Raw genomic sequence first — 25770 nt, 5'->3', positions numbered from 1 at the left:
GGCGGTTCTATCCTTCAAATTCTGCACCTTGGCCCGCGATGCCCGAAATGGCATAGACGGGCCGAGTCGGTTATAGGACGAACGGCTTGTCCTGGTGTCTACAACTACACCATCCGTCCAGCCCTATCGACCAAACCGCCAAAATTGACCCCTCACGGGTTCAAGGCTGACGGATGGCGATGGACCACCCCATAACGGGCAGTCACCTTATAGTGACATCCGGTTACGGAGGGACCAGACCCTCCGTTTTCCCGCAAAGCACGCATCGACTCCAGAACCACCCAAAAGTGGGCACGCTCACGTGAAGTTGGGCTGGTTGTCCCATTTTTGCACATAGGGGTTAGTTCGCGTCAACGGTGAGTAGTGTCACGTTCGACAGGTATTGACCCGAACCAGGACCTTGGTCATACGGCTCGGGCCGTAGGACTCTTACAGTCTTACAAGTACCACCGACACCCCGTCCGGCCAGCGCTGACGCCCCTTCGGGCCGGCCCGCCCGGCCCCGCGGCAGCCCCCTCCGGCCCCTCCCCGCCGACCGCCCCGGATCCCCCGCGGGCTCAGTTCGCGTACCGCAGCGCCAGTACCCGCCGCCAGCGCACCGTCAGCTCCTCGTACGCCCGCAGCGCCTCCGCCGCGTCACCGGCCCGCAGCGCGCGCAGGCCGTCCTCCAGCTCCCCCGCCGAACGGTCCGCCAGCAGCTCCTCCGGCCCCAGCAGGTGCACCAGCCCCCCGTAGTCCAGTTCCACCAGCGAACGCGGGTGGAACTCCTCCAGCCACCGCCCCACCAACTCCGCCCCGCGCACCAGGTCCCCCTCCGGCACGGCCTCGCGCAGCGCCCGGTAGGCCCGGGCCACCCGGCGGCGCGCCTGCGCCATCGGCGTCAGGTAGAACAGCGCCGCCTGCCCGCCCCGCTCCCCCTTCTCCTCCCGGCCGGGCCCCGCGGCCGCGGCACCGCCGGCGTCGGCCGCCCCCACGCCCGTCCCCGCAGCCGCACTCGCCGCGTCGCCGGCCGGGTCGCCGGCCTCCCCCGCCGGCACGAAGCAGCGGTCCTCCTCCCCGAACGGCAGGAACCAGCGCACCGGCACCTCCCACCGGCTGGTCACGATCCACGGCCGGGCGTCCGGGTGCTCGGCCCGCCAGCGCTCCCGGTCCGCCTCCGCGGCCGCCCGGGTGGCCGGCGGCAGCGCGGTGTCCAGCAGCGCCACCGGCGCCGCCGCCCGCAGTTCGTCCAGCGCCTGCCAGGTGCGCAGCCTGGTCGCCCACGGACAGACGTACAGCACCCCGTCCACCGACCGGACGAAGGCCCGCTCGCTCTCCCGCTCCGGGAGCGCCCGGGGAGTGCGGCCGACCAGCTCCGCCAGCGCCGCCCGCTGCTCCTCCAGCGCCGCCGCGGCCACCGGCCGGCCGGCCTCCGCGGCGTCCGGCCCGTGCGCCGCGGCATAGGCCTGCCAGCGCGCCCGCTCGGGCTCCGGGTAGGCGGCCAGCGGCTCGTAGACCCGCAGGTGGGCGGCGTAGGGCGGCAGTACGGAGGTGCGCACGACGGTCACGTTCTGCATCGTCGCACGCACCGGCCCCCGCCCGGGAGGGCTTCGCCCGGGAGCCGTTCGCGAACGCACTCCGGCCGCCCCCGTCTCACCAGGCGGACAAGCTGCGCAAGCTCGTACAAGAGGGCAGATCGAGGACGCCCGCGCGACTACGCTTCGCCCTAGGCGCCCGCACCACAGCAGCGGGCCTCGGATACTGGAGTCACCACAGTGACCGACGTACAGACCGCATCCGCCGCGTACCCCGCACCCGGAGTGCTCAGCAGGATCTTCCGTACCGAACAGGACGGCGCCGCCCCCGGCGACGGCCACGAGCAGGTCGTGCTCTGCCACGACCGGAGCTCCGGCCTCAAGGCGATCATCGCCATCCACTCGACCGCGCTGGGCCCGGCCCTCGGCGGCACCCGCTTCTTCCCGTACGCCTCCGAGGAGGCGGCCCTGGAGGACGCGCTGAACCTCTCGCGCGGCATGTCGTACAAGAACGCGCTGGCCGGGCTCGACCTCGGTGGCGGCAAGGCCGTCATCATCGGCGACCCGAACAAGGACAAGAACGAGGCGATGCTGCGGGCCTACGGCCGCTTCGTCGAGTCCCTGCGCGGGCGCTACATCACCGCCTGCGACGTCGGCACCTACGTCCAGGACATGGACGTCATCGCCCGCGAGACCGAGTTCGTGACCGGCCGCTCGCCCGAGAACGGCGGCGCCGGCGACTCCTCCATCCTCACCGCCTTCGGCGTCTTCCAGGGCATGCGCGCCAGCGCCCAGGCCCGCTGGGGCCAGCCCACCCTGCGCGGCAAGCGGGTCGGCGTGGCCGGCGTCGGCAAGGTCGGCCACTACCTGGTCGGCCACCTGGTCGCGGACGGCGCCACCGTCGTCATCACCGACGTCTCCGAGGCCGCCGTGAACCGCGTGCGCGCCGCCCACCCGGAGGTCGAGGTGGTGGCCGACAGCGCCGCCCTGCTGCAGAGCAAGCTGGACGTCTACGCCCCCTGCGCCCTCGGCGGCGCCCTCACCGACGCCACCGTGGGCGCGCTCGGCGAGTTCGGCACCTCCGTCGTGTGCGGCGCGGCCAACAACCAGCTCGCCCACCCCGGCGTCGAGAAGGACCTCGCCGACCGCGGCATCCTCTACGCCCCGGACTACCTGGTGAACTCCGGCGGCGTGATCCAGGTCGCCGACGAGATCGAGGGCTTCAACTTCGAGCGGGCCAAGAACAAGGCCACCCGGATCTTCGACACCACCCTGGAGATCTTCACCCGGGCGACCGCCGACGGCGTGCCGCCGGCCGTGGCCGCCGACCGGCTCGCCGAGAAGCGGATGCGCGAGATCAGCGCGCTCCGCTCGGTCCTGCTGCCGGGCGCCCGCCGGGGCTGACCCCCGCGCGGCCGGGGCCGCCCGCCGGTGCGTCGTGGGACCCGTGACGCACCGGGGGGCGGCCCCTCCCTTTTCCGGGCCCGTCGGCGGGGCGGGGGAACACCTCCCGGCCCGCCGACGGGGGCGGCGGCCCACTCGTCCCCCGCGCATCACAATGTGGAACCGGATTCTCACTTCTGCGCCCGATCGGGTGATCCAACATCCCCCTTGGGGGGATAATCGATCCCGGAACGACGGACCTCAGCTACCTCCGGACAGCGCGCAAACTGCCGCAAAACCTCCCGTGACCTGGGAAGACCTGGTCTCGGGTGCGGCCGGTGCGCGCCACGTCACACCGACGACGTACCGTCCAGCGGCAGAAACAGGTACCGTTAATGCTCCAAGGGACGGTTCTCCCCATTCGGGCAGGCCGCTCTTGATCATGAACACGTGTCAGACTCGGGGCCGTGAGCCCCATCGTTGAGGGGGTCGACCCATGGGGCGCGGCCGGGCCAAGGCCAAGCAGACGAAGGTCGCCCGCGAGCTGAAGTACAACAGCGGCGGGTTCGACGCCAATCGTCTGTCCAACGAGCTGGGCGTATCGCCCTCTACCGCCTCGATCGAGCCTGAGCCGATCGAGGAAGAAGAGGACGACGACCCCTACGCGGAATACGCGGCTCGTTACGCCGACGACGACGAGGACGATGACAGCACGTCGGGGACCGGGCCCTCGCAGGCCCGCCGCCGCGCGTAGTCACAGTCTGGCCTGACCGGCCCGAGCGCCCAGTGCGCCGGGCCGGTTTTCGGCGTTCCCGGGGCCGGGCCCCGCGTGTCCGGTCGTCCGTACGGCTCCGGCCCACCGGTCCCGCTGCCCGGCCTCCCGGCGTCACGGGCGGGCGCCCCCGGCGTCACGGCGGCCCGGCCGCCCGGCACGCTTCGGCCGGTACGCGAAGGGCCCCTCCGGCGATCCGCCGGACGGGCCCGTTCACGATGTGCCCGGCCGTGCTCAGCCGGCCGTGAAGCCCTCGTACGCGTTGTAGAGCGCCGCGCCGCCCTCGTGCTCGCCGGAGCGGTCGACGATGTCGCCCAGCAGCCAGGCCTCGACGCCGCGGTCCTCCAGGATCGACAGCACGACGTCCACCGAGTGCGGCGGGACGACCGCGACCATGCCGACGCCCATGTTCAGCGTCTTCTCGATCTCCAGCGTGGACACCTTGCCGACCTCGGCGACGGTCTGGAAGACCGGCAGCGGGGTCCAGGTGCCGCGGTCCAGGCGGGCGTGCAGGCCCTCCGGGATCACCCGCGCCAGGTTGGCGGCCAGGCCGCCGCCGGTGACGTGCGAGAAGGCGTGGACCTCGGTGGCCCGGGCGAGCGCCAGGCAGTCCAGCGAGTAGATCCGGGTCGGCTCCAGCAGCTCCTCGCCGAGCGTGCGGCCGAACTCCTCGACCTTGCGGTCCAGCTTCCAGCCGGCCTCGTTCAGCAGCACGTGGCGGACCAGCGAGTAGCCGTTGGAGTGCAGGCCGGAGGCGGCCATCGCGATCACCACGTCGCCCGCGCGGACGCGCTCGGCGCCCAGCAGGGCGTCCGCCTCGACCACGCCGGTACCGGCGCCCGCGACGTCGTACTCGTCCGGGCCGAGCAGGCCCGGGTGCTCGGCGGTCTCGCCGCCGACCAGGGCGCAGCCGGCCAGCGCACAGCCCTCGGCGATGCCCTTGACGATCGCGGCGACCCGCTCCGGCACGACCTTGCCGACGCAGATGTAGTCGGTCATGAAGAGCGGCTCGGCACCGCAGACCACCAGGTCGTCCACGACCATGCCGACCAGGTCGTGGCCGATGGTGTCGTGCTTGTCCATGGCGGCGGCGATGGCGACCTTGGTGCCCACGCCGTCGGTGGCCGAGGCCAGCAGCGGCCGCTCGTAGCGCTTGAAGGCGGACGCGTCGAAGAGCCCGGCGAAGCCGCCGATGCCGCCGACCACCTCGGGGCGGCTCGCCTTCTTCACCCACTGCTTCATGAGCTCGACGGCGCGGTCGCCCGCCTCGATGTCGACGCCGGCGGCGGCGTAGGTGGCGCCGTTCTGGTTCGTGGTCACTGCGGTGCGGCCCTTTCGGGTCAGTGGGGGTTGGAACAGCGGTGGGGCCCCGGGTTCCGGGACCCCACCGTCAGGTCGTTACGGGCGGCGCAGGGCGTCGGCCGCGCCCGCTCCGCCGAGCAGGGACTGGACGCCGTCCAGGTCACTGCCGCTGGTCGGCTTGCCGCGGACCGCGGGCGGCTGCTGGCCGCCCTTGATCTCGGCCTCCAGCAGGAGCTTGCCGAGCAGCGCCGGGTCGGGCAGCTCCATCGGGTACTCGCCGTCGAAGCAGGCCCGGCAGAGCCGGTCCTTCGGCTGCTTGGTGGCCTCGATCATGCCGTCGATCGAGATGTAGGAGAGCGAGTCGGCACCGAGCGTGCGGCCGATCTCCTCGATGGTCATGCCGTTGGCGATCAGCTCCGCGCGGGTCGCGAAGTCGATGCCGAAGAAGCACGGCCACTTCACCGGCGGCGAGGAGATCCGGATGTGGACCTCGGCCGCGCCGGCCTCGCGGAGCATCTTCACCAGGGCGCGCTGGGTGTTGCCGCGGACGATCGAGTCGTCCACGACCACCAGGCGCTTGCCCTGGATGACCTCGCGCAGCGGGTTGAGCTTCAGCCGGATGCCGAGCTGACGGATGGTCTGGCTGGGCTGGATGAAGGTGCGGCCCACGTAGGCGTTCTTCACCAGGCCCGAGCCGTACGGGATGCCGCTGGCCTCGGCGTAACCGATGGCCGCCGGGGTACCGGACTCCGGCGTCGCTATCACCAGGTCCGCGTCGACGGGCGCCTCGGCGGCCAGCCTGCGGCCCATCTCCACGCGGGAGAGGTGCACGTTGCGACCGGCGATGGAGGTGTCGGGGCGGGCCAGGTAGACGTACTCGAAGACGCAGCCCTTGGGCTTGGCCTCGGCGAAGCGGGAGGTCCGCATGCCGTTCTCGTCGATGGCGATGAGCTCGCCCGGCTCGACCTCGCGGATGAAGGAGGCGCCGCAGATGTCCAGCGCCGCCGTCTCGGAGGCGACCACCCAGCCGCGCTCCAGCCGGCCGAGCACCAGCGGGCGGATGCCCTGCGGGTCGCGGGCGGCGTAGAGCGTGTGCTCGTCCATGAAGACCAGCGAGAACGCGCCCTTGACCTTGGGCAGGACGAGCTTGGCCGTCTCCTCGATGGAGAGGTCCGGGTGGCCGGCGAGCAGGGCCGTCACCAGGTCGGTGTCGTTGGTCGCGGCCGACCGGCCCGAGCGGGAGACGTGCTCCTCACCGGGCAGTTCGGCGACCATGGCCGCCAGTTCGGCGGTGTTCACCAGGTTTCCGTTGTGCCCGAGGGCCAGCGAACCGTGAACGGTCGCGCGGAAGGTCGGCTGGGCGTTCTCCCAGACCGAGGAACCGGTGGTCGAGTAGCGGGCGTGTCCGACGGCGATATGCCCGTGCAACGACCCCAGGGAGGCCTCGTCGAAGACCTGGGAGACGAGTCCCATGTCCTTGAAGACGAGAATCTGGGAGCCATTGCTCACTGCGATCCCCGCGGATTCCTGACCGCGGTGCTGCAGGGCGTAAAGGCCGAAGAACGTGAGCTTGGCGACCTCCTCGCCGGGAGCCCAGACACCGAAGACGCCGCAAGCGTCCTGGGGGCCTTTCTCACCGGGAAGAAGATCGTGGTTGAGTCTTCCGTCACCACGTGGCACGCCTTCGAGTCTAGGGCAGTTGGCACAGGCTTCCGGAACCGGGGAGGCGGGGATTCTTGGGCGATCGGTCGGCAACGCGCGTAGACAAAACCCCTTACCAGGTGCGGATTTCGGGGTCGCGGAATTCGGCCGAGGGGCGCTTGGCCTTGCTGTTCGCGCCTGTTGGCACATTCCGCATGCGGACGACCCGGAGGTGAACGGCGGGCAACGTGAGCCTGCTCACCCGAGGGGTCGGCGGGGCCGGACAGGGGGCGCGACGGGGGCCGGGCAGGGTCCGAACGGGGGCCGGGCGAGGTCCGAACGGGCTTCGGCACCCGGCGGGCGCCGTCCCTCCCCGACTCCTCAGCCGGCCGGGAGCAGGAGCCCCCAGGCGCCCGGGTGCACCGTCCAGGTCCGGACCCGGACCGGGCCCACCGGGTGGCCGTCCGCCTCGTAGCCGAACCCGCGCCCGGTCACCGAGACGCTCGCCGCCCGGGCGCGCACCAGCGCGCCGGGCGTGCGGACCACGACCTCCATCACGCCGGCACCGCTCGCCTCCCCGCCCGGCAGGCTCACCTCGACCACCCGGACGGGCCGGTGGACGTCCGCGAGCAGCCGGCCGTCCGCCTCGACCCGGAGCCGGGCGCTGTGCTCGCCCTTGCCGGTCTCGATCGTGAGTGAGGTCCCCTGCTCGGCCGCAGCCAGTTTCGCCCATAGCGAACGCCAGCCACTCGTACGGCTCACCATCCGACGTGCCCCGCTGCCGGAGATCCGCACCCCGCCGAGCGCCACTCCACCGCCGTCGTCCACCAGCAGGTCCAGCTTGCGCGGCACCCCCGCGAGCACCGCCCGCGCGGCCGGCACCGGCTCGCCCGGCACGCCGAGCGCACGGGCCGCCACCAGCTCGTCCGACCGCCCCACCGGGACCATGCCCACCGGGTCCGCACCCAGCTCACGCTGGCGGTGGAGGGCCTGGAGCACCCGCTGCATCGCCAGGTCGGAACCGATCACCACCGGTCGGCGCCGACCCCGGTGCGAAAGCACCCGGTCGAGTTCGGACGGGCTCTCCGGATAGGCCACCTTGGCGTCCGTCCCCCCGCACAGGACGTCCTTCGCGATCCGCACCGACTCGCCGTCGGTCTGCCGGGCCGCCGGGTCGAGGAGCAGGAGGAGCGGTTCGGGGCCGCCGCTCGCGGGCGTGGACAGGGACGACACGACCGGTCCTTCCTCAGGTAATCTCTCGGTGCAAGAGCCCCTTGCGCTATTGCGCCAGGGGCTTCGTCTATCTCGGGGCAGACTGCGGCTTTCGCAGGATGCCCCAACCGGAAGGGGTGTACGCCTGTGCCGGCACTCGTGCTCGTTGGCGCTCAGTGGGGGGACGAGGGCAAGGGGAAGGCGACCGACCTCCTCGGTGGCTCCGTCGACTACGTCGTTCGCTACCAGGGCGGCAACAACGCCGGTCACACGGTGGTCATCGGCGACCAGAAGTATGCCCTGCACCTGCTGCCTTCCGGCATCCTCAGCCCGAATGTGACTCCGGTGATCGGCAACGGCGTCGTCATCGACCCGGGCGTGCTGCTCTCCGAGCTCAGCGGGCTGAACGAGCGCGGCATCGACACCTCCAAGCTGCTGATCTCGGGCAACGCCCACCTGATCACGCCGTACCACCGCACCCTGGACAAGGTCACCGAGCGCTTCCTCGGCAAGCGCCGGATCGGCACCACCGGCCGCGGCATCGGCCCGACCTACGCGGACAAGATCAACCGCGTCGGCATCCGGGTCCAGGACCTCTTCGACGAGTCGATCCTGCAGCAGAAGATCGAAGCGGCGCTGCACGACAAGAACCAGCTGCTGGTCAAGCTCTACAACCGCCGGGCCATCCCCGCCGAGCTGGTGCTCGAGGAGTACCTCGGCTACGCGGACAAGATCAAGCCGTTCCTGGCCGACACCACCCTGGTGCTCGACGAGGCGCTCAAGGCGAACAAGGTCGTCCTCCTGGAGGGCGGCCAGGGCACCCTGCTGGACGTCGACCACGGCACGTACCCCTTCGTGACCTCGTCGAACCCGACCGCCGGCGGTGCCTGCACCGGCGCCGGCATCGGCCCGACCAAGATCGACCGGGTCATCGGCATCCTGAAGGCGTACACCACCCGCGTCGGCTCGGGCCCGTTCCCGACCGAGCTGCTGGACGCCGACGGCGAGGCCCTGCGCCGGATCGGCGGCGAGCGCGGTGTGACCACCGGCCGTGACCGGCGCTGCGGCTGGTTCGACGCCGTGATCGCGCGCTACGCGACCCGGGTCAACGGCCTGACCGACTTCTTCCTCACCAAGCTGGACGTGCTGACCGGCTGGGAGCAGATCCCGGTCTGCGTCGCGTACGAGATCGACGGCAAGCGCGTCGAGGAGCTCCCGTACAACCAGTCCGACTTCCACCACGCCAAGCCGATCTACGAGACGCTGCCGGGCTGGACCGAGGACCTCAGCAAGGCCCAGAGCTTCGCCGACCTGCCGAAGAACGCGCAGGCCTACGTGAAGGCGCTGGAGGAGATGTCGGGCGCCCCGATCTCCGCCATCGGCGTCGGCCCGGGCCGGTACGAGACGATCCAGATCAACTCGTTCGTCTGAGCCTGAGCATGTGAGGCCGAGAGGCCCTGCGGACCGCACTGCGGACCGCAGGGCCTTCTTCTTCGCGTTTTGCGTATGCACTAGTGCAATAGCATCTTGCATCTAGTGCAGAGTTTGGCTACGTTCGGGATCATGACTGCGAAGCTGCCTGCCCCCGTGACCCTGACCGGCCGCCACGTCCGCCTGGAGCCGTTGAGCCGGGACCACCTCTCCGACCTGTGGGCCACGGTCGGGCCCGACCCGGACGTCTGGCGCTGGATCCCCTTCCACCCGCCGGCGACGGAGGAGGAGCTGGGCGCGGTACTCGACATCCGCCTGGCCGAGGTGGCGGCCGGCACCGCCGTGAAGTTCGCCGTGATCGACCTCGCGAGCGGGCGGGCCATCGGCATCACCGGGTACTACGACTTCCGCGCGGAGGACGAGCTGGTCGAGATCGGCGGCACCTGGTACGCCCGGTCGGCCTGGCGGACGGCGGTGAACACCGAGGCCAAGCTGCTGCTGCTCGTCCACGCCTTCGAGGACCTGGGCATGGGCCGGGTGTCCTGGAAGACGGACGCGCTCAACGACCGCTCCCGCAACGCGATCCTGCGGCTGGGGGCCCAGTACGAGGGCATCCACCGCCGGGAGAAGCTGCGGGCCAACGGGGTCTGGCGGGACACCGCCTACTTCTCGATGCTGGCGGACGAGTGGCCCGCGGCCAAGTCCCGCCTGGTGGAGCGTCTTTCCCGCGGCTGACGGCACGCGATGAGCTGCGCGACGATGCCGACGAAGAGCACCGACACCAGCAGCCCGGCCAGCAGGAAGACACCCATCAGCCGGCGACCGCCACCACGGCCCAGACCGCTTTGCCGTACGACCCGATGAGTTCCACACCCCACTCATCGGCAAGCGCGCCCACGAGGTCAAGCCCGCGCCCGCTCGTTCGAGCATCGTTCGGGGCCGGCCGGACGACGGGGGCGACGGAGGCGTCCGAGACGGCGATGTAGAGCCTGCCGCACCGGAGTTCGAGCACGACGGTCGGCGGGCCGTCGCCGTGGACCAGGGCGTTGGTGACCAGCTCGGAGAGGATCAGGCAGGGGGCGTCGGGGTCGAGGTCGAGGGCGTGAAGGGTGTCCCGCAGGAGGCGGCGGAGCGCCCCGACGATCCCGAGAAGGGCCGGCGGGAAGAGGTCGAGCCTGAAGTCGGACGCCGGATCGGCGTCGAGCGGGCGCAGGAGCGGAAGCAACATCGACTGTCTCCAGTCCAGTTGAGGTGAGGGTGTTGATGAAGGGCCATCCACCCGTGGCCTGCCCCCGCCGACGACGAGGAGGGCAGGCGTCGGCAGCCTGCACTCGCCCATCCGGGGTGCACTTCGGGAGCACTGACCAACCATCAGAGCTCGGGTACGACACTCAACATAGAAGCAAGGGTCCATCGATGCTACAAAATATGGAGCCATTCACCCGATCGTGCGATCGCGGCCTGGCCTTCCCCATCGAGGTGGACCACCCGATGCCATGGCGGCAGACTGCACCGAGGACCTACTGAGGGAAGGGATGCATGCCACCCCGCTTGTCGCCGACCGTGCGCCAGCAACGACTTGGCCTGGAGCTACGCAGGATGCGCGAGTACGCAGGGATGACGCCGCGAGCCATGGCAGCAGAGTTGGGCACGGACGCGCCCAAGGTCTCGCAGATGGAGAACGGCAAGTCCGGCATCAGCGTCGACCGCCTCCACGCCTGGGCGGCAGCCTCCAAGTGCACCAATACCGCTCTGATCGACGGGCTCGCGCTGATGGCGCGGGACCGCGGGAAGAAGTGGTGGGACAACTTCCGAGAACAGATCCCCACCGGCTTCCTCGACATCGCCGAGATGGAGCATCATGCAACGTCCTTGGTCGTCCTGAACACCACCTTCATTCCCGGGCTTCTACAGACCACCGGATACGCGGCCGGCGTGTTCGCCCGGATTCGCCCGCCACTTCCTCGCCACGCCACAGACATTCGAGTCGCATTTCGAGTCCAGCGCCAGAACCTGCTCACGAACACCGACAAGCCGTACGTCGCCTTCGTACACGAGACCAGCCTGCGGATGCAGTTCGGTGGGCCCGCCGTGCTGCGAGAGCAGCTCGCCAGCCTGCTGGAACACTCCGAGCGCCCTGGCATCACCATCCGCGTGATCCCCTTCGAGATGGACACGTTCCCGGGTGCCGGCGAGAACCTCTACCTCGCGTGCGGCGCGATCCCGGAGCTGGACACCGTCCAGTACGACCTGGCACAAGGGCCTCAGTTCGTCCACTCCGGCGCCGAGCTGCACACCTACCGCGAAATCATCACGGAAGCCGATTCCAGCGCCCTCAGCCCATCGAAATCTCGCGATTTCATTCACCGCACCATGCATGACCTGAAAGGATAGCGAGAAATGAGCAGCTGGCAGAAGTCCTCCTACAGCGGGGAATCCAACGAGTGCATCGAGGTTCGCGCTGCCGAGGGCGCGGTCGAGCTGCGCGAATCGGAGACCGGCGACGTCGTCATCAGCACCACCCCGCGGAAGTGGGCCGCCTTCCTCCTCGGCGCGAAGGCCGGCGAGTTCGACCACGTCGGCGCCTAGCGGAATCGTTCCGGTGGTCCCTTGCGCTACGCAAGGGACCACCGGGCCCCAACGCACGAATCTGAAGGGTTGGTCACCATGCAGGACTGGCAGAACTCGTCACACAGCGGGAACAGCAACGAATGCCTCGAAGTCCGCACCGCTGACGGCATGGTCGAGATCCGCGACCCCGACACCGGCGACATCATCGTCCGCACCACCCCACGGAAGTGGGCCGCCTTCCTCCTCGGCGTGAAGGCCGGCGAGTTCGACCACTTCGTCGCCTGACGAGCCGTCCCGGTGGCCCCTTGCGCGGGCAAGGGGCCACCGGAGTTCGTCGTTCGGGGGACAGAACCCGGCGTACAGACCGACTTGCCTCCACTCAAGGCTGTTTCGGGCAGCCGTTCGGCATTCAAGGCGGTCGCGCACGAGCAGGCACAGCAGCCGGTCCTGTTTCCTGTTCTCTCAACTGCCGCTTCTTGACTGCGCCATCAAAGTGTCGGGAGCATCGAACCGAGACACCGGCCGCCAGGAGAGGAACGATGGTGAAGCTGACGCGACTCGCTGGTGAGTGCGAGAAGGGCACCTGCCCGACCGTGTACGCCGTGGACGGTACGGGAGACCTGATTGTGCAGGGCTACCTGGTGACCGACACGGAGGCGTTGAGCACTCTCCGACTCCCTGCCGGAGAGACGGCCGTCCGCATCCCTGCTTCCCTGCTTCGGAGGATCGCCAGTGAGAATCTCGGGTGAAGAGTTCGAGCGGCTCTTCTCTGACTTCAAGAGGGAAGCCTTCCGACTGGAAACGTTCGACGACTACACCAAGTCGTCGAACGCCGAGAGCATCCGAGCCTTCCTGGCGGGCGAACCTCAGCCCGCCGACTACAACCAGGAATGGGTGGAGGAGGTACGATCCGGCGTCATCAACGGCAAGCGCATGTACCGGGTCCACATCCTTTCACGCCCCTTGACGCCGTATCTTCGATTCGAACTCGGTTGGGGGTATCGAAAGAACGCCACAGCCGGCGAGGAGTTCTTCATTCTCGACGTCACCGACAAACCCAATCCACTCGAAGGTGTTCCGGACTACTGGGCCTTCGACGAGTCCACTGTGGTGACGATGCAGTACGGCGACGGCGGCTCCTTCATCGGCGCCGAGAAGCAACCGAGTGTGGCCGAGTGGCTCCAGCGCCGTGACATTGCGCTCGGCCAAGCGGTGCCATTCGCCGAGTGGTGGGAGCGGTACGGCAGCGAGTGAACAGCACGGACCTGGGGAAGGCACTGCGGCAACTGCGGCAGGCCGGCGGGAGAGAGGCCAAGGCGGTTGCCCGCAGTGCTGCCATGTCTCCGAGCAAGCTCAGCAAAATCGAGAACGGGCACCTCGCACCCAGCATCATGGATGTCGAGCGCATCCTGGCTGCCATGAATGTACCTGAGGACGTCAAAGCCCAGTTGACCGAGGCTGCACGGGCTGTCGCCACAGAGGCGACAGCCTGGCGCATATATCGTCGAACCGGCCTGCACAAACACCAGGAGGACATCCGGGCGATAGAGGCACAGACCCGATGCCTGAGAGTCTTCCAGGCGTCCTGCATCCCAGGTCTGCTCCAGTCCGCAGAATATGTGCGCGCTGTCCAGCAGAACTCGGAGTTGTCCGACGAAGCGCTTGAGAAGATGATCGGCGCGCGTCTTCGCAGACAGGAAGCTCTCTACGACCAGCAGCACTCTTTTCATTTCCTGATCACGGAGTCGGCGCTCCGCTGGGAACTCGTCCGGCCGACCATGATGGCGGCACAGCTGGATAAACTGGCCACCATGTCAAGGATGCCGAACATCACGATCGGCGTGGTGCCTCAGTCAGCTCCGAAGACGGAGATTCCGACCTGCTCATTCGTCATGTTCGACAAGCGTCTGGTAATCGTGGAGATCCCCCATGCGGAGATCAGCACCAGCGAGCCGAGAGACGTCGAACAGTACGTCAAGAAGTTTACCGAATTCGAACGCCTGGCGGTTACCGGCGACGGCATGCGCCACATGATCGAGGGCATCCGAGACGATTTCTTGCGGCAACAGGAAACCGGCTAGGCAGGCCCCGTCAATACTCCCTAAATTGGTCTCCCACCCGATGAAATTCCGAGTGTTTCAAAGAGAGGGGAGAACCAGTGTCCACCGAAGTTCTCAGTCTGCCCGAGTCGTGTTTGCCTGTACTGGACGGCCGGCGCGGGCCGGGCGACCCCTTCGCGTTCCGCTTCCTCACGCCGGTCACCGGTGCCGGAGGCATCCTGCCCTCGGACATCGCGTACGACGAGGAGTCGCAGACCTGCACGTACGAGGGGCTGCCGCCCGGCGTCTACATGACCAGCGCTCCTCCGAAGACCTTCGGGCCCACCCAGCCGACCGGGCAGCTGGACGCGCCGGACGACCCGGGAAGCAGCAACGACTGATGAGGCCGACTCCCGGGTCCGTCCTGGTGATCACGGGCGCATTCGACCCGACCGCCGACCTGGTGATCGAGGAGCTGAACCGGCGTGCGGTGCCCGTCTTCCGGGCCGACACGGCTTGGTTCCCGTCGAGGCTGGCCGTGGCGGCCGGCCTCGACGGGTCCGGTTGGCGCGGCACGCTCGCCACGGACCGCCGCACGCTCGACCTCACGACCGTCCGCGCGGTCTACTACCGCCGCCCCACACCGTCCGCGTTCCCCGACGACATGCCTTCGGAAGCCCGTGCGGTCGCCGCGGCCGAGGCGCGGCGCGGGTTCGGCGGACTGCTCTCGGCACTGCCGGCCCGGTGGCTGCCGCCGCCGGGCCGGGCTGCGGACGCCGAGTACAAGCCGCTCCAACTGAGAATCGCGGCCGAGTGCGGGTTACGCGTGCCCCGGACACTGGTCACCAACAGCCCCGACGCGGCAAAGGAGTTCGCGGAGCAGATCGCCGCACCGGTCATCTACAAGCCGTTCACACCCATCCGTGGGACGGTCGACGGCAGGTCAGTGGCGGTCTTCGCGAGCTTGCTCCGAGCCGGCGATGTCGGTCACTCGTCCATCGCCACCACGGCGCACCTGTTCCAGGAATGGGTGCCCAAGGCGTTCGAGGTGCGGCTGACCGCCGTCGGCAGTCGACTCTTCGCCGCCGAGATCCATGCCGGATCAGCCGCCGCCCATGCCGACTGGCGCAGCGACTACGACAGCCTGACCTATCGCGTGTGTGAACCCCCGACTGCCGTGACACGGGGAGTTCACCGGATGCTCGGCCAACTCGGTCTCCCGTACGGCGCGTTCGACTTCGTGGTCACACCGTCGGGCGAGTGGAACTTCCTTGAGGTGAATCCCAACGGGCAGTACGGGTTCATCGAGCAGGCGACCGGGCTGCCCATCACCAGTGCCATCTGCGACTACCTGCAAGGAACCGACACATGACCGCCGCCGTAGAGACCGGGAGCCGGCTCCTCCAGGCCCGGGTAAGGCTCGCCTGCGACATCGAGCGCGCCAGTGCCGTCCTCTCCTCCCGGGTGGTGGAGGCGTTCCTGAATGTTCCCCGGCACTCGTTCGTTCCGGTGTTCTACCGCTCCGACCACACGACTCGCCTCACGTCCGGGGACGGTGAGGCGTGGCTGCGCGAGGTCTATGCGAATCGGGCGCTGGTCACCGAGGTGGACGGGCTCAGCACGGCGGCGACCTCCTCGTCCACGCTGCCGAGCCTGATGGCCGACATGCTCGACGCCCTGGACGTCCGCCCGGGCGACCGGGTGCTGGAGATCGGTACCGGTACCGGTTACAACGCCGCGCTGCTCTGCCATCTCGCGGGCGCGGAGAACGTGACCACCCTCGACTGCACCGCTCCCCTGGTCACCGCTGCCCGGGACCGGCTCCACAACGCGGGCTTCGAGCCGGTCGTCCTCACCGCCGACGGCGCCGCCGGGCACCCCGGCGGCGCCCCGTTCGACCGGATCATCGCCACCTGTTCCGTCCGGCGCATCCCGCAGGCGTGGCTCGACCAGTGCGCGCCCGGGGGCGTCATCGTCGCCCCGATCGGCGGCGCGCTGGACGGCGGGGCGGTCGCCTGCCTGACCAAGCAGCCGGACGGGCGCGCGGTGGGACGCTTCCTGGCCGCGCCCGCCGCGTTCATGCCCCTGCGGTCAGGGGCGGCCGCCGCATCGGACGCCCCTGAGAGCGTCGAGGCGGCGCAACGAACCACACCGGTCAGAAGCAATGCCCTCAACGACTACGGCTTCTCCTTCTGGGCCTCTCTCCACCTGCCGCCGAACGTCGTCCGGCAGGCGGGCAGGCTTCACGATTCCGCCGATGGCTCGACCGCACTGGTGCGCGACCACTCCGACGGCTCGTCCACCGTGACGGTCGCGGGCCCGCGCGACCTCTGGGAGGTCGTCGAGACCGCCCACCGCGAGTGGCTCCGCCGGAACCGTCCCCGCCGGGAATGGCTCACCATCGAGGTCGGCGTCGAAGGCCAGATCGTCCGTTACGCCGCCCCGGACGGCTCGGTGTCGCGTTGGGTGCTCTGAGAAGTCGGTGGAGGCGGTTCCGCGGCTCACACACCTGGTCGCGCGGCGGCGCTGGCCGCCGCCGACGACGGGCGGGATGTGTTCGAGCACATCCCCTGTGAGTGGAAGGCAGTACGAGCATGGGCGAGTTCGCTTCCTGTCCCCCGGAAGCCGTGAAGGCCGCAGAAGCGATTTGCGGGCCGGTCGAGCTGAAGGAGATCACCGACCGACGCGGGTCTGCCGTCTGGAAAGCCACTGGCCCCATGGCCGCTGTCGCCATCAAGCTCGGGACAGGGGAGTCCGCCGAGGTGACAGCGCGAGAGGCGTCGGTTCTGGATCAGCTTCCCGGCTACACGGTCACGGCAGGCCGAGCTGGTGAGGCCGTTTGGTTCGTCACGCCGTGGCTGGCTGGGCGATCTACCTGGGAAGTCTTCCGAGCCGCCCGAGAAGGCGCTGCTGGCCGACCGATCGCGCTCGCCGGATCAGTCGATCTGTGTCGCTCGGTCGCCGGCCTCCACGCCGCCGGCTGGGTGCACGGCGATTTGCAGCCGTCGCACGGCATCCACACCAGCGGCGAGGTGAAGCTGATCGACTTCGCTTGGTCATGGCAGGAAGGGGCAACGCCCTGGACCTCCTTCCAGGGAGCCATGGTGCACCTGATGGCACCGGAGCTGGCCGCCTGGATCTCCGCCGGGCCGCAGCCGGTCAAGACGTCACCGGCCGCAGAGGTGTATGCCCTGGCGGGAGTGCTCTGGACCTGCGCGACCGGCGACTGGCCGCTCGACTATCGGGCCGCCGGAATCGACCGGAAGGAGGCCGGCCCCGATGGGCTGCGCGACGCCATCGCCACGGGGAAACTGCCTCTTGCCCCGGCGACGCCATGGCCGGAGCTTCAGGACGTGCTCCGTCCCGTGCTGCTCTCCGGGCCGGCTGATCGGCCGACCGCCGCCGACCTCGGTGACACTTTGGCGGCGGTGAGCACGTGATCCGGCTGCGGGAACTGCGGGCCGGGGACGAGCAGGCTCTCCAGCGGATCTACAGTCCCGCGTCGGTCCGGTATCTGGCCCGGAGCCCAATGAGTGAGGATGAAGCCAGGATCTACGTCAGCCGGGCCGTGGTAGCGGCCGGACTGTCTCCTCGGACGCACTTCATGCTCGGCATTGAAGCCGCCAGCGACCTGGTGGGCATTGCCAAGCTGGGCATAGCCCATGGTGCCGGCACGCTGAGCTACATCCTGCGACCGGAGGCCTGGGGCCAGGGCTACGCCACCGAGGCGGCAACCCGTCTCCTGGCCCTGGCCTTCGGTGCGTTGCGCCTTCCGGTCGTGCGGGCCAAACACCACCCGGACAACTCGGCCTCTGGCCTCGTGCTGGCCAAGGCCGGGTTCTCCCACACGGGGGCGGAGGGCGGATTTGAGCGTTACGAGGTTCGACTGCCTCGTCCGTGACCAGTCACGACAACGGCAGGCCGCGTGCGGCCTGCCGAACAACAAGCAGGTTCGAGACCGTCCTTGCGGCTGTAATGCAGTACGAGCATGGGCGAGTTCACTCCCTGTCCCGGAGACGCCCGCAGCCTCGTCGTCACTTCGCGATGAGCCGGTCCATGGGGCCGAGGAGCTGCGCCCACCGTTGCATTCCCACGACGGGCCGGCCCTGGAAGTCCCGGACGCGGACCACATCGAAGCCCCGGGGCTTGTAGTACCGGACCAGGCCCTCCTCGAAGGTGACGCGCCGCACCCACGCTGCGGGGCGCATGCGATACACGAGTGCTCCGATGGTCTCGGGGGAGCACTCAGGCTGGACGATCCACACCCCACGCAGGGGAAGCATGAGCGACGCCCTGCTGCACAGGAAGTCGGACCGGCCGACTTCCTGTGCAGCGAGCAGAGAGGCTGGCCACCCGGCGGCCCGGATCATCCGGGACCGCCGGGCTCGATAGGGCGGCGACCAACGCCGTCGGCCGCTGCGAGTGGTGCGGTGGCCCCGGGTGGGCGTGTGTCACGCCCACCCGGGGGTCTGGAGGCCGAGCAGCTCCAGGCCCCGGGCCAGCGTCCACGCGGTCAGGTGGCACACGGCCACTCGGTTCGCCCGCACGGCCGAAGTCTCCGCCAGTTGCGCTCCCGTAGAAGTCGGTGGAGCCCGGTTCGGGCCGCGGACTACGCTCGGGTGACCGACGTACTCGATGCCGGGAAGGCACTGTGACCTCGAACGATCTCTTCTCCCGTACCTCCGTGCGGCCATCGTGGGAGGCACTTCCGGCCGCTGTCCGTGACTCGGTGGAGTCCGTGCTCGGCTCGCCCGTGGTCGCGGCGGCGACGCAGGTGGCCGGGTTCAGCCCGGGGCTCGCGGTGCGGGCCACGCTCGCGGACGGTCGGGCGGTGTTCCTCAAGGGCGTCGCCACCGACCACCCCGTCCACCCGACGTACGCCACCGAGGCGACCGTCAACCGCAGCTTCGGCCCGCAGGTGCCCGCACCACGGATGATCGACTCCTGGGAGGGCGGGGGCTGGCTGCTGATGGCCTTCGAGGACGTCGCCGGCGGCCACCCGGACCTCGGGCCCGGCTCGCCCGACCTCCCGGCGGTGCTGGAGCTCCTCGACCAGCTCCCCGCGACCGTCGACCCGTCCCCGGTGCCCGACGGACCGACCGTAGCCGCCGTCCTCGGGGACCGCTTCCACGGCTGGCGCGTCCTGGCCGGGGAGCGGGCCCGGCTCGATCCGTGGTCGGCGCGCCACATCGAGCGGCTGGCGGCCGTCGAACGCGACTGGTTCGACCACTCCGGCGGCGACTGCCTGCTCCATGTGGACCTGCGCGCCGACAACATGCTGCTGCGCGACGGGGCGGCCCTCGCCATCGACTGGACCTACCTCCACCACGGCGCCGCCTGGATCGACCCGGCCTTCCTCGTCACGCAGCTGATCCGGGCCGGCCACACCCCCGGCCGGGCGGAGGAGCTGATCGGGCGCGCCGCCTCCTGGCACCACGCCCCGCCGGCGGCGGTCACCTCGTTCGCGGTCGCCCAGGCCGGATACTGGGAGCGCAACTCCCGCCTCCCGGCCCCGCCCGGTGTGCCGTACCTGCGCGACTACCAGGCCCGCATGGCGGCGGTCGGACGGACCTGGATCGCCCACCGGACCGGGTGGCGCTGACCGACCGACAGAGACGAGCCGTACGTGCCGACCGCACCCGTGATCCGCAGTGACGCCCCCGGCTCCTTCCCCTGGAGCGTGTTCCACGAGCGCCACCCCAAGCTCCTGGGCCAGGTCCTCGACGCGCTGCCGTACGGGCCCGCCCAGCGGGCGGCGGTGGAGCGGCTGCTGGTGGAGAGCACCACGGGTGTCCTGGAGCCGCCCGGCGAGAGCGTCCACGACCGGGAACAGTGGCTGGCGTGGGGCGAGGGCCTCTGGGGCCGGCCCTGGGGCGAGGCGCCGTTCCTGTGGGCGGAGAACTGGTTCTACCACCGGCTGCTCGACGCCACCGGCTGGTTCCGGCCCGGCGCGTGGCACGGCATCGACCCCTTCGGCCCGTTCAAGGCCGCCGAGTTGGCGGGCCCGGCGGTGGACGCCGAGCTCGCGGCACTGGAGCCGCTGGGCGAACTGCCGCGACGCCGGCGCGAGGAGGCCCTGCTGGCCTCCGCGCTGTGGGGGAACCGCGCCGATCTGAGCTTCCGGATCACGGCAGCGGACGACGACGCCGCCACCGCTCCGGTCGCCGACGACAGCGCGGCGTTCTGGACCGAACTGGAGCGGGCCCGGGGCGGGCGGGTCTGCGTCGTCGCGGACAACGCCGGCCGGGAGCTGCTGCCCGACCTGGTGCTGATCGACCACCTGCTCACCGAGGGCCTGGCGGCCGAGGTGGTGCTGTACGTGAAGCCCCGGCCGTACTTCGTGTCGGACGCGACCACGGCCGACCTGCTCACCACGGTCGAACGCCTGCGCGCCGCGCCCTCGCCCCGGGCGGCGGCGGTCGGGGCGCGGCTGTGGCGGGCCCTCGGCACGGGCGAACTCGCCGTCCGCGCCCACGCGTTCTTCTGTGCGCCGCTGACGTTCCACGACCTGCCCGCCGACCTCCGGGCGGAGTTCGCCGGTGCGGCGCTGACGGTCCTCAAGGGGGATCTCAACTACCGGCGCCTGGTGGGCGACCGGCTCTGGCCGCCGACCACCCCGTTCGCGGACGCGGTGGAGCACTTCCCGTCGTCCGTCGCCGCGCTGCGGACGCTCAAGTCGGACGTGGTGGTCGGTCTCGAACCCGCCGTCCTCGCACGACTGGACGGCACGGGGACGGCGTGGCGCACCAGCGGCCGGTACGCGGTCGTCCAGGTCCACCGGCGGCCGCCCGGCCGGTGAGGGCACGGCCCGATCCGCCGGGGCCGTCCGACCGGTGAAAAGGGCGAGGAGGGGCCGCCCCCGCTTCGATACACTGCGCACGCCCACAGTGGACCTTCGCTCTGTGTGGCAGCCCGGAGTCCGGCGTCCGTGCCGGGGTTCCGTTGCGGCCCCCAGACCCTGCGCCTGTCACGGCACTCCGGGCTGGGGTGCGTGCGGGAGAAATTGGAGCATCCGAGGATGGCTCGGCACCTGATCACCAGCGCCCTTCCGTACATCAACGGGATCAAGCACCTGGGCAACATGGTCGGGTCCATGCTCCCGGCGGACGTCTACTCCCGGTACCTGCGCCGGCGCGGGCACGAGGTGCTGTACATCTGCGCCACCGACGAGCACGGGACGCCGGCCGAGCTGGCCGCGCAGGAGGCCGGGCTGCCGGTCGCGGAGTTCTGCGCGCAGGCGCACGACCAGCAGAAGGCCGTCTACGACGGGTTCCGGCTGTCGTTCGACCACTTCGGGCGCAGCTCCTCGCAGCAGAACCGGGAGATCACCCAGGAGATCGCCCGCGAGCTGCACGCCAACGGGTTCATCGAGGAGCGGGCGATCCGCCAGGTGTACTCGGTCACCGACGGGCGGTTCCTGCCGGACCGGTACATCGTCGGCACCTGCCCGCACTGCGGCTACGACAAGGCGCGCGGCGACCAGTGCGAGAACTGCACCCGGGTGCTCGACCCGACGGACCTGCTGGAGCCGCGCTCGGCGATCAGCGGCAGCTCCGACCTGGAGGTGCGGGAGACCAAGCACCTCTTCCTGCTCCAGTCGAAGCTGACCGAGCAGGTCGAGGAGTGGGTCGACGCGCACGGCGACCAGTGGCCCGTCCTCGCCTCCTCGATCGCCCGCAAGTGGCTGACCGAAGGCCTGCAGGACCGCGCCATCACCCGTGACCTGGAGTGGGGCGTCCCGGTGCCGGCCGACGTGTGGCCGGAGCTGGCCGCCGCGGGCAAGGTCTTCTACGTCTGGTTCGACGCCCCGATCGAGTACATCGGCGCCACCAAGGAGTGGGCGGACGCGGCGGCGGACGGCGAGGTCCGGGACTGGAAGTCCTGGTGGTACGAGGCCGACGAGACCGTCCGGTACACGGAGTTCATGGCCAAGGACAACGTCCCGTTCCACACGGTGATGTTCCCGGCCACCCTCCTCGGCTCGCGCAAGCCCTGGAAGAAGGTCGACTACGTCAAGGCCTTCAACTGGCTGACGTACTACGGCGGCAAGTTCTCCACCAGCCAGAAGCGGGGCATCTTCACCGACGTCGCGCTGGAGCTGCTGCCGGCCGACTACTGGCGCTACTTCCTGATGGCGCACGCCCCCGAGTCGGACGACTCCAGCTTCACCTGGGACCTCTTCTCCTCGGTCGTCAACAAGGACCTCGCCGACACCCTCGGCAACTTCGTGAACCGCGTGCTCTCCTTCAGCCGCAAGCGGTTCGGCGACGACGTCCCCGCCGGGCACGCGGCGGGCGAGGCGGAGGAGCGGCTGGGCGCGCAGATCGCCGAGCTGCTGGCCGAGTACGAGACCCAGCTGGAGGCGCTGAACTTCCGCAAGGCGGCGCAGAGCCTGCGCACGCTGTGGAGCGCCGGGAACGCCTACCTGGACGAGAAGGCGCCCTGGCTCCAGGTGAAGACCGACCCCGAGGCGGCCGCGCTCACCCTGCGGACGGCGATGAACCTGATCCACCTCTACGCGGTGGTCTCCGACCCGTTCATCCCGGCCGCAGCGCAGGCCATGCGCGAGGCGTTCGCGCTCGCCGACGACGCCCCCGCCCGGACCCGGTCCTGGGTGAGCGCCGAGGAGGCGCGCGCGCTGGACTTCGTCCCGGCCGGCACCGCGTTCACCGTCCCGCCGGTGCTCTTCGCCAAGATCACCGACGAGGACCTGGCCGCCTGGACCGCGCGCTTCGGCGGCGGCGAGTAGGCGCGGCGCGGGCCGGCAGGTCACGTGCCGAGTCGCCTCCGGGCACGCCGGACCGGGCGTGCCCGGTGAGGACTCGGCGCGGCCCCCGTTGCCACCGACCGGCGGCGGGGGCCGCGCCGTCCCGGCGGGCCCGAGTGCCCGGTTTCTGCCCGGGTACCCCGTCAGGGGTGTCCGGTGGTCTCGGCGGCGACCCAGGCCAGGTAGTCGGCGCTGCCGGCGACCACCGGGACGGCGACGATCTCGGGCGTCTCGTAGTCGTGGTGCTCGGCGAGGAAGGCACCGAGGCGGGTGACGAGGTCGGCCCGGGTCTTGAGGTCGACGCGCCACTCGGGGCCCTCCCGCACCTCGCCGTCCCACCAGTAGACCGACCGGACGGGGTGGATCTGCGCGCACGCGGCCAGGCGTTCGCGCACGGCGGCGGCGGCCAGGGCGCGCGCCTTGTCCTCGGCGTCGTGGGTCGTGGTCACCACGACGACGTCAGGGGTGGAAGCTGCCATGGCGCGACCGTACCGCCGACGCGCCGGCCTACGGAGCAGGACGTCGGACCGGCCGGCTTCCGGTGCGCGGGGTGACGGCGGGCCGGGCCGCGGCCGCCGTGCTCAGGAGAGGGCGGCGCGGGCCGCGGTGAGGACGGCGGCGATCTCGGGGGTGCCGGCGGCGGCCTCGTCGAGGCTCGCGGTGAGCGTCTCGCGGTAGGTGCTCCGGGCCTCCTCGTGGCGGGCGCGGCCGGTGGCGGTGATGACGGTGTAGACGCCGCGCTTGTCGTCCGGGCAGGAGTCCCGGTAGGTGAAGTCGGCGGCGTGCAGGCGGGCGACCAGGCGGGTAACCGAGCTCTGGTTGAGGCCGAGGCCGGCGGCGAGGTCCTGCATCCGCAGCTCCCCCTTGGCCGCTTCGGCGAGCAGGCCGAGGGCGCGGTACTCGGAGAGGCCGAGGCCGTGCCGGCGCTGGAGGGCGGTGGCCAGGCGGCTCTCGACGTGGGTGTGCAGAGCGGTCAGCCGGCTCCACGTCCGGGCGTCCGCATCGTCGCCGGTGGGGCTGGGTGAAGAGGTCATGGGCTGCTCCCTGGCCGGGCCGGGTGGGTTGACACAGATTACTTGTACATGCATGCTCTTGCCCAGTCGACATCAATTTGCACATACATGCAACCACCATGACCCCGGGGGATTCCCATGGCCTGGATCTACCTGCTCGTCGCCTCGGTCTTCGAGGTCGTCTTCGCCCTCGCCACCAACGCCACCCACGGCTTCACCGTGCTGGGGCCGTCACTGCTCAGCGCCGCGGCGGCCGCCGGCGGGATCTTCTTCCTCAGCCTGGCCCTGAAGACCCTCGACGTCGGCGTCGGCTACACCGTGTGGACCGGGATCGGCTCGGTCGGCACCGTCCTCCTCGGGTCGGTGATCTTCCACGAGTCGATGAACGCCGGAAAGGCGGTGGCCTTCGTGCTGATCATCGGCGGGGTGCTCGGCCTCAAGCTCGCCGACCGGTTCGGCGCACGGCAGTCGGCCTCGGCCTGAACCGCCGGTCCCGGTACCGCGGTTCGACACACCCACCCCTCTCCCCCCTCACCCACAGGAGCAGTCCGTCATGGCCTGGGTCTTCCTCGCGATCGCCGTCGTCTTCGAAATCGCCTTCGCCCTCGGCACCAACGCCACCCGGGGCTTCACCCGGCTCTGGCCGTCCGTCTTCACCCTGGTCGCCGCCGCGGCCGGCGTCTTCACCCTGAGCCAGGCGCTCAAGACCCTCGACGTCAGCGTCGGGTACACGATCTGGACCGGGCTCGGCTCGATCGGCACCGTGGTCTTCGGCGCGGTGCTCTACAAGGAGCGGATCACCCTGCCCAAGCTGCTCTCCTTCGCCTCGATCATCGCCGGGGCGATCACCCTGAAGCTCGCCGCCGGGGTCTGAACCGGCCCGGCCGGCCCGGGGCGACCGGCCCGGGGCGACCGGGCCGGCACCCGGGCGGCGCCTCACTCCGCGCGGATCGCCCGCGCCGTGTGGACGGTCGTGGCGGTGAGGTAGAAGGCGTCGGGCCGGGCGAGGATGCCGGTGGGCGCCTCGGGGTCGAGCAGGGCGTCCAGGGTCGCGCGGTCGGTGGCGTCGAGGCCCACGCCGATCCGCCCGCGCTGACGGGTCAGGTGCGTATGCAGGTACTCGCGGGCCGTCCGGTCCAGGGGCGCCGGCAGGTCGGTGAGGAAGGTCCGCGTGCCGCTGGGGGCGAGACCGGCCCCGGCCAGCAGCGCGGGCCAGTCCTCCACCGTGTCGACGGCGTCGGGGACTTCGGCGCGCATCTCGGCGAAGGTGTCCTCCAGGGCGGCGTCCAGCCGGGCCTGGAGGCCGGGGCGGCCGAGGCCGATGTCCCGGGGGAGGAAGCGCAGCGGCAGGCCGCGCTCGGCGACGGCCAGCAGACCGCCCGGGCGCAGCGAGCCGGCCAGCGCGGTCAGCGCCGCCTGCTGGTCGCCGAGGTGGTGGATCGCGTTGGCGGACCAGATCAGATCGGCGGCGCCCAGCACGGCGAAGTCGCCCGGCAGGTCGGCCTGCTGGGTGGTGAGGCGGCCGGCCGAGCGGACCCGGGCCCGCTCCAGCAGGGCCGGGGACTGGTCCACCGCGACCACCTCGGCGCCCGGGAAGACCTCGGCCAGCAGCCCGGCGATCACGCCCGGCCCGCTGCCGACGTCCAGGACGCGCCGAACGCCGCCGCTCGCGCGGCTGTCGCCGCTCGGTCCGCCGCTGCCGCTCGATGTGCTGCCATTGCTCGCACTGCTGCTGCCGCTGCTCGATGTGCTGCCAGTGCTCGCATCGCTGCCGGCCAGCAACTCCCGGAGCCAGTGGGCGGCCTGGGTGACGGCCGGGGCGCGCAGCTCGGCCTCGTGCTCCAGAAGGGTGGCGAGGGCGTCCCAGTCGAAGTCACCGGCGGCCTCGTGGTCGTGCCCGTGGTGGTGCGCGTGCCCGCGGCCCTGACCGTGGTCGTGCTCCTGGCCGTGGCTCGGCACGGGGTGGTGCGGTCGGTTCATCACGTATCTCCGTTCCAGTGGCGGGGGTTCCACAACGGTCCGGCTCGTCCGTGCCGGCCCGCTCCGGGCCCCGCGGTAACAGGCCCCGCGGTGACAAGTCCCTGCGGTAACAGGCCCCTCGGTAACAGGCCCCTCGGTACAAGGC

29 protein-coding genes are annotated in these 25770 nt (G+C 70.6%); 20 read left to right on the top strand and 9 right to left on the bottom strand.

What is annotated here, in order from left to right; genetic code table 11:
* Positions 1-557: 557 nt before the first annotated feature.
* Entirely contained in the window at positions 558-1547 is a 990-nt protein-coding gene (locus ACWDRR_RS12645) for a hypothetical protein (protein ID WP_449772169.1), read from the bottom strand.
* Between the two features lie 207 nt (positions 1548-1754).
* On the opposite strand from ACWDRR_RS12645, the gene ACWDRR_RS12640 reads away from it, so the two are divergent.
* Both ACWDRR_RS12640 and ACWDRR_RS12635 read left to right on the top strand, forming a co-directional pair.
* Entirely contained in the window at positions 1755-2918 is a 1164-nt protein-coding gene (locus ACWDRR_RS12640) for a Glu/Leu/Phe/Val dehydrogenase dimerization domain-containing protein (RefSeq protein WP_449772168.1), read from the top strand.
* A gap of 475 nt (positions 2919-3393) precedes the next feature.
* Complete coding sequence (locus ACWDRR_RS12635) at positions 3394-3651, top strand: DUF3073 domain-containing protein (RefSeq protein WP_329489015.1); 258 nt, start codon at positions 3394-3396, stop codon at positions 3649-3651.
* Positions 3652-3903: 252 nt separating this feature from the next.
* Here ACWDRR_RS12635 and purM read toward each other — a convergent pair whose 3' ends face one another.
* The 3 genes from purM to ACWDRR_RS12620 form a co-directional block, all read right to left on the bottom strand.
* Complete coding sequence (gene purM / locus ACWDRR_RS12630) at positions 3904-4989, bottom strand: phosphoribosylformylglycinamidine cyclo-ligase (protein WP_449772167.1); 1086 nt, start codon at positions 4987-4989, stop codon at positions 3904-3906.
* Positions 4990-5067: 78 nt separating this feature from the next.
* Positions 5068-6651 carry an amidophosphoribosyltransferase gene (gene purF / locus ACWDRR_RS12625; RefSeq protein ID WP_449772166.1) on the bottom strand — a complete coding sequence of 528 codons (1584 nt, stop codon included), beginning with the start codon at positions 6649-6651 and terminating at the stop codon, positions 5068-5070.
* A gap of 342 nt (positions 6652-6993) precedes the next feature.
* Positions 6994-7845 (bottom strand): diacylglycerol kinase, encoded by an 852-nt coding sequence (locus ACWDRR_RS12620; protein ID WP_449772165.1) that lies wholly within the window; start codon positions 7843-7845, stop codon positions 6994-6996.
* Between the two features lie 126 nt (positions 7846-7971).
* Between ACWDRR_RS12620 and ACWDRR_RS12615 the strand changes: the two genes are divergently transcribed.
* Positions 7972-9255, top strand: coding sequence for an adenylosuccinate synthase (locus ACWDRR_RS12615; protein WP_449772164.1), 1284 nt, complete (start codon positions 7972-7974; stop codon positions 9253-9255).
* A 132-nt stretch (positions 9256-9387) separates the two neighbouring features.
* The gene (locus ACWDRR_RS12610) at positions 9388-9990 is read left to right on the top strand and encodes a GNAT family N-acetyltransferase (protein ID WP_449772163.1); all 603 of its coding nucleotides are present in this window, start codon (positions 9388-9390) and stop codon (positions 9988-9990) included.
* 76 nt (positions 9991-10066) lie between these two features.
* On the opposite strand, the gene ACWDRR_RS12605 is transcribed toward ACWDRR_RS12610, so the two are convergent.
* Entirely contained in the window at positions 10067-10483 is a 417-nt protein-coding gene (locus ACWDRR_RS12605; protein ID WP_449772162.1) for an ATP-binding protein, read from the bottom strand.
* A gap of 311 nt (positions 10484-10794) precedes the next feature.
* On the opposite strand from ACWDRR_RS12605, the gene ACWDRR_RS12600 reads away from it, so the two are divergent.
* From ACWDRR_RS12600 to ACWDRR_RS12550, 11 genes are all read left to right on the top strand, one after another.
* Entirely contained in the window at positions 10795-11649 is an 855-nt protein-coding gene (locus tag ACWDRR_RS12600; protein ID WP_449772161.1) for a helix-turn-helix domain-containing protein, read from the top strand.
* A 6-nt stretch (positions 11650-11655) separates the two neighbouring features.
* The gene (locus ACWDRR_RS12595) at positions 11656-11844 is read left to right on the top strand and encodes a DUF397 domain-containing protein (RefSeq protein WP_449772160.1); all 189 of its coding nucleotides are present in this window, start codon (positions 11656-11658) and stop codon (positions 11842-11844) included.
* Between the two features lie 78 nt (positions 11845-11922).
* Positions 11923-12111 (top strand): DUF397 domain-containing protein, encoded by a 189-nt coding sequence (locus ACWDRR_RS12590; RefSeq protein ID WP_449772159.1) that lies wholly within the window; start codon positions 11923-11925, stop codon positions 12109-12111.
* A 254-nt stretch (positions 12112-12365) separates the two neighbouring features.
* Positions 12366-12575, top strand: coding sequence for a hypothetical protein (locus tag ACWDRR_RS12585; protein WP_449772158.1), 210 nt, complete (start codon positions 12366-12368; stop codon positions 12573-12575).
* The gene (locus ACWDRR_RS12580) at positions 12559-13080 is read left to right on the top strand and encodes a DUF6879 family protein (protein ID WP_449772157.1); all 522 of its coding nucleotides are present in this window, start codon (positions 12559-12561) and stop codon (positions 13078-13080) included. The genes ACWDRR_RS12585 and ACWDRR_RS12580 overlap by 17 nt, the downstream gene beginning before the upstream one ends.
* Positions 13077-13907 carry a helix-turn-helix domain-containing protein gene (locus ACWDRR_RS12575; protein ID WP_449772156.1) on the top strand — a complete coding sequence of 277 codons (831 nt, stop codon included), beginning with the start codon at positions 13077-13079 and terminating at the stop codon, positions 13905-13907. The genes ACWDRR_RS12580 and ACWDRR_RS12575 overlap by 4 nt, the downstream gene beginning before the upstream one ends.
* Before the next feature lie 77 nt (positions 13908-13984).
* Complete coding sequence (locus tag ACWDRR_RS12570) at positions 13985-14266, top strand: hypothetical protein (RefSeq protein ID WP_449772155.1); 282 nt, start codon at positions 13985-13987, stop codon at positions 14264-14266.
* Between the two features lie 26 nt (positions 14267-14292).
* Positions 14293-15237: an ATP-grasp ribosomal peptide maturase gene (gene tgmB / locus ACWDRR_RS12565; RefSeq protein ID WP_449772154.1), complete on the top strand. Its 945-nt coding sequence runs from the start codon at positions 14293-14295 to the stop codon at positions 15235-15237.
* Positions 15234-16340, top strand: coding sequence for a methyltransferase domain-containing protein (locus tag ACWDRR_RS12560; protein ID WP_449772153.1), 1107 nt, complete (start codon positions 15234-15236; stop codon positions 16338-16340). The genes tgmB and ACWDRR_RS12560 overlap by 4 nt, the downstream gene beginning before the upstream one ends.
* Before the next feature lie 119 nt (positions 16341-16459).
* The gene (locus tag ACWDRR_RS12555; RefSeq protein WP_449772152.1) at positions 16460-17305 is read left to right on the top strand and encodes a hypothetical protein; all 846 of its coding nucleotides are present in this window, start codon (positions 16460-16462) and stop codon (positions 17303-17305) included.
* Positions 17302-17766 carry a GNAT family N-acetyltransferase gene (locus ACWDRR_RS12550; RefSeq protein ID WP_449772151.1) on the top strand — a complete coding sequence of 155 codons (465 nt, stop codon included), beginning with the start codon at positions 17302-17304 and terminating at the stop codon, positions 17764-17766. Before ACWDRR_RS12555 ends, ACWDRR_RS12550 begins: the two co-directional genes overlap by 4 nt.
* A 133-nt stretch (positions 17767-17899) precedes the next feature.
* On the opposite strand, the gene ACWDRR_RS12545 is transcribed toward ACWDRR_RS12550, so the two are convergent.
* Positions 17900-18073, bottom strand: a complete 174-nt coding sequence (locus ACWDRR_RS12545) for a hypothetical protein (RefSeq protein ID WP_449772150.1) — start codon at positions 18071-18073, stop codon at positions 17900-17902.
* Between the two features lie 443 nt (positions 18074-18516).
* On the opposite strand from ACWDRR_RS12545, the gene ACWDRR_RS12540 reads away from it, so the two are divergent.
* From ACWDRR_RS12540 to metG, 3 genes are all read left to right on the top strand, one after another.
* Entirely contained in the window at positions 18517-19467 is a 951-nt protein-coding gene (locus tag ACWDRR_RS12540) for a hypothetical protein (protein ID WP_449772149.1), read from the top strand.
* A gap of 24 nt (positions 19468-19491) precedes the next feature.
* Complete coding sequence (locus ACWDRR_RS12535) at positions 19492-20664, top strand: damage-control phosphatase ARMT1 family protein (RefSeq protein WP_449772148.1); 1173 nt, start codon at positions 19492-19494, stop codon at positions 20662-20664.
* Between the two features lie 219 nt (positions 20665-20883).
* Positions 20884-22614, top strand: a complete 1731-nt coding sequence (metG, locus tag ACWDRR_RS12530) for a methionine--tRNA ligase (RefSeq protein ID WP_449772147.1) — start codon at positions 20884-20886, stop codon at positions 22612-22614.
* 161 nt (positions 22615-22775) lie between these two features.
* On the opposite strand, the gene cutA is transcribed toward metG, so the two are convergent.
* On the bottom strand, positions 22776-23111 hold the full coding sequence (cutA, locus tag ACWDRR_RS12525; protein WP_449772146.1) for a divalent-cation tolerance protein CutA: 336 nt from the start codon (positions 23109-23111) through the stop codon (positions 22776-22778).
* 102 nt (positions 23112-23213) lie between these two features.
* Complete coding sequence (locus ACWDRR_RS12520; RefSeq protein ID WP_449772145.1) at positions 23214-23666, bottom strand: MarR family winged helix-turn-helix transcriptional regulator; 453 nt, start codon at positions 23664-23666, stop codon at positions 23214-23216.
* Positions 23667-23783: 117 nt separating this feature from the next.
* Between ACWDRR_RS12520 and ACWDRR_RS12515 the strand changes: the two genes are divergently transcribed.
* Both ACWDRR_RS12515 and ACWDRR_RS12510 read left to right on the top strand, forming a co-directional pair.
* A complete protein-coding gene (locus ACWDRR_RS12515; protein WP_449772144.1) occupies positions 23784-24128 on the top strand; it encodes a DMT family transporter in 345 nt (114 codons plus the stop codon).
* 70 nt (positions 24129-24198) lie between these two features.
* Positions 24199-24519 carry a DMT family transporter gene (locus ACWDRR_RS12510; protein ID WP_449772143.1) on the top strand — a complete coding sequence of 107 codons (321 nt, stop codon included), beginning with the start codon at positions 24199-24201 and terminating at the stop codon, positions 24517-24519.
* Positions 24520-24581: 62 nt separating this feature from the next.
* Here the strand turns inward: ACWDRR_RS12510 and ACWDRR_RS12505 are convergent, their stop codons facing one another.
* Positions 24582-25625, bottom strand: a complete 1044-nt coding sequence (locus ACWDRR_RS12505) for a class I SAM-dependent methyltransferase (RefSeq protein ID WP_449772142.1) — start codon at positions 25623-25625, stop codon at positions 24582-24584.
* Between the last annotated feature and the right edge of the window lie 145 nt (positions 25626-25770).

This window comes from Kitasatospora sp. NPDC003701 (assembly GCF_053587085.1).
The sequence above is the reverse complement of the archived record's forward strand: the minus strand, read 5'-3'. Positions and strand labels throughout refer to the sequence as shown.

What these genes read in the sequence shown, in the direction of transcription:
- ACWDRR_RS12505 (WP_449772142.1), bottom strand. Translation starts at nt 25,625, where the DNA reads ATGAACCGACCGCACCACCCCGTGCCGAGCCACGGCCAGGAGCACGAC.
- cutA (WP_449772146.1), bottom strand. Translation starts at nt 23,111, where the DNA reads ATGGCAGCTTCCACCCCTGACGTCGTCGTGGTGACCACGACCCACGAC.
- ACWDRR_RS12510 (WP_449772143.1), top strand. Translation starts at nt 24,199, where the DNA reads ATGGCCTGGGTCTTCCTCGCGATCGCCGTCGTCTTCGAAATCGCCTTC.
- ACWDRR_RS12635 (WP_329489015.1), top strand. Translation starts at nt 3,394, where the DNA reads ATGGGGCGCGGCCGGGCCAAGGCCAAGCAGACGAAGGTCGCCCGCGAG.
- ACWDRR_RS12560 (WP_449772153.1), top strand. Translation starts at nt 15,234, where the DNA reads ATGACCGCCGCCGTAGAGACCGGGAGCCGGCTCCTCCAGGCCCGGGTA.
- ACWDRR_RS12605 (WP_449772162.1), bottom strand. Translation starts at nt 10,483, where the DNA reads ATGTTGCTTCCGCTCCTGCGCCCGCTCGACGCCGATCCGGCGTCCGAC.
- ACWDRR_RS12520 (WP_449772145.1), bottom strand. Translation starts at nt 23,666, where the DNA reads ATGACCTCTTCACCCAGCCCCACCGGCGACGATGCGGACGCCCGGACG.
- ACWDRR_RS12590 (WP_449772159.1), top strand. Translation starts at nt 11,923, where the DNA reads ATGCAGGACTGGCAGAACTCGTCACACAGCGGGAACAGCAACGAATGC.
- ACWDRR_RS12555 (WP_449772152.1), top strand. Translation starts at nt 16,460, where the DNA reads ATGGGCGAGTTCGCTTCCTGTCCCCCGGAAGCCGTGAAGGCCGCAGAA.
- ACWDRR_RS12595 (WP_449772160.1), top strand. Translation starts at nt 11,656, where the DNA reads ATGAGCAGCTGGCAGAAGTCCTCCTACAGCGGGGAATCCAACGAGTGC.
- metG (WP_449772147.1), top strand. Translation starts at nt 20,884, where the DNA reads ATGGCTCGGCACCTGATCACCAGCGCCCTTCCGTACATCAACGGGATC.
- ACWDRR_RS12515 (WP_449772144.1), top strand. Translation starts at nt 23,784, where the DNA reads ATGGCCTGGATCTACCTGCTCGTCGCCTCGGTCTTCGAGGTCGTCTTC.
- ACWDRR_RS12585 (WP_449772158.1), top strand. Translation starts at nt 12,366, where the DNA reads ATGGTGAAGCTGACGCGACTCGCTGGTGAGTGCGAGAAGGGCACCTGC.
- ACWDRR_RS12600 (WP_449772161.1), top strand. Translation starts at nt 10,795, where the DNA reads ATGCCACCCCGCTTGTCGCCGACCGTGCGCCAGCAACGACTTGGCCTG.
- ACWDRR_RS12610 (WP_449772163.1), top strand. Translation starts at nt 9,388, where the DNA reads ATGACTGCGAAGCTGCCTGCCCCCGTGACCCTGACCGGCCGCCACGTC.
- ACWDRR_RS12545 (WP_449772150.1), bottom strand. Translation starts at nt 18,073, where the DNA reads ATGCGCCCCGCAGCGTGGGTGCGGCGCGTCACCTTCGAGGAGGGCCTG.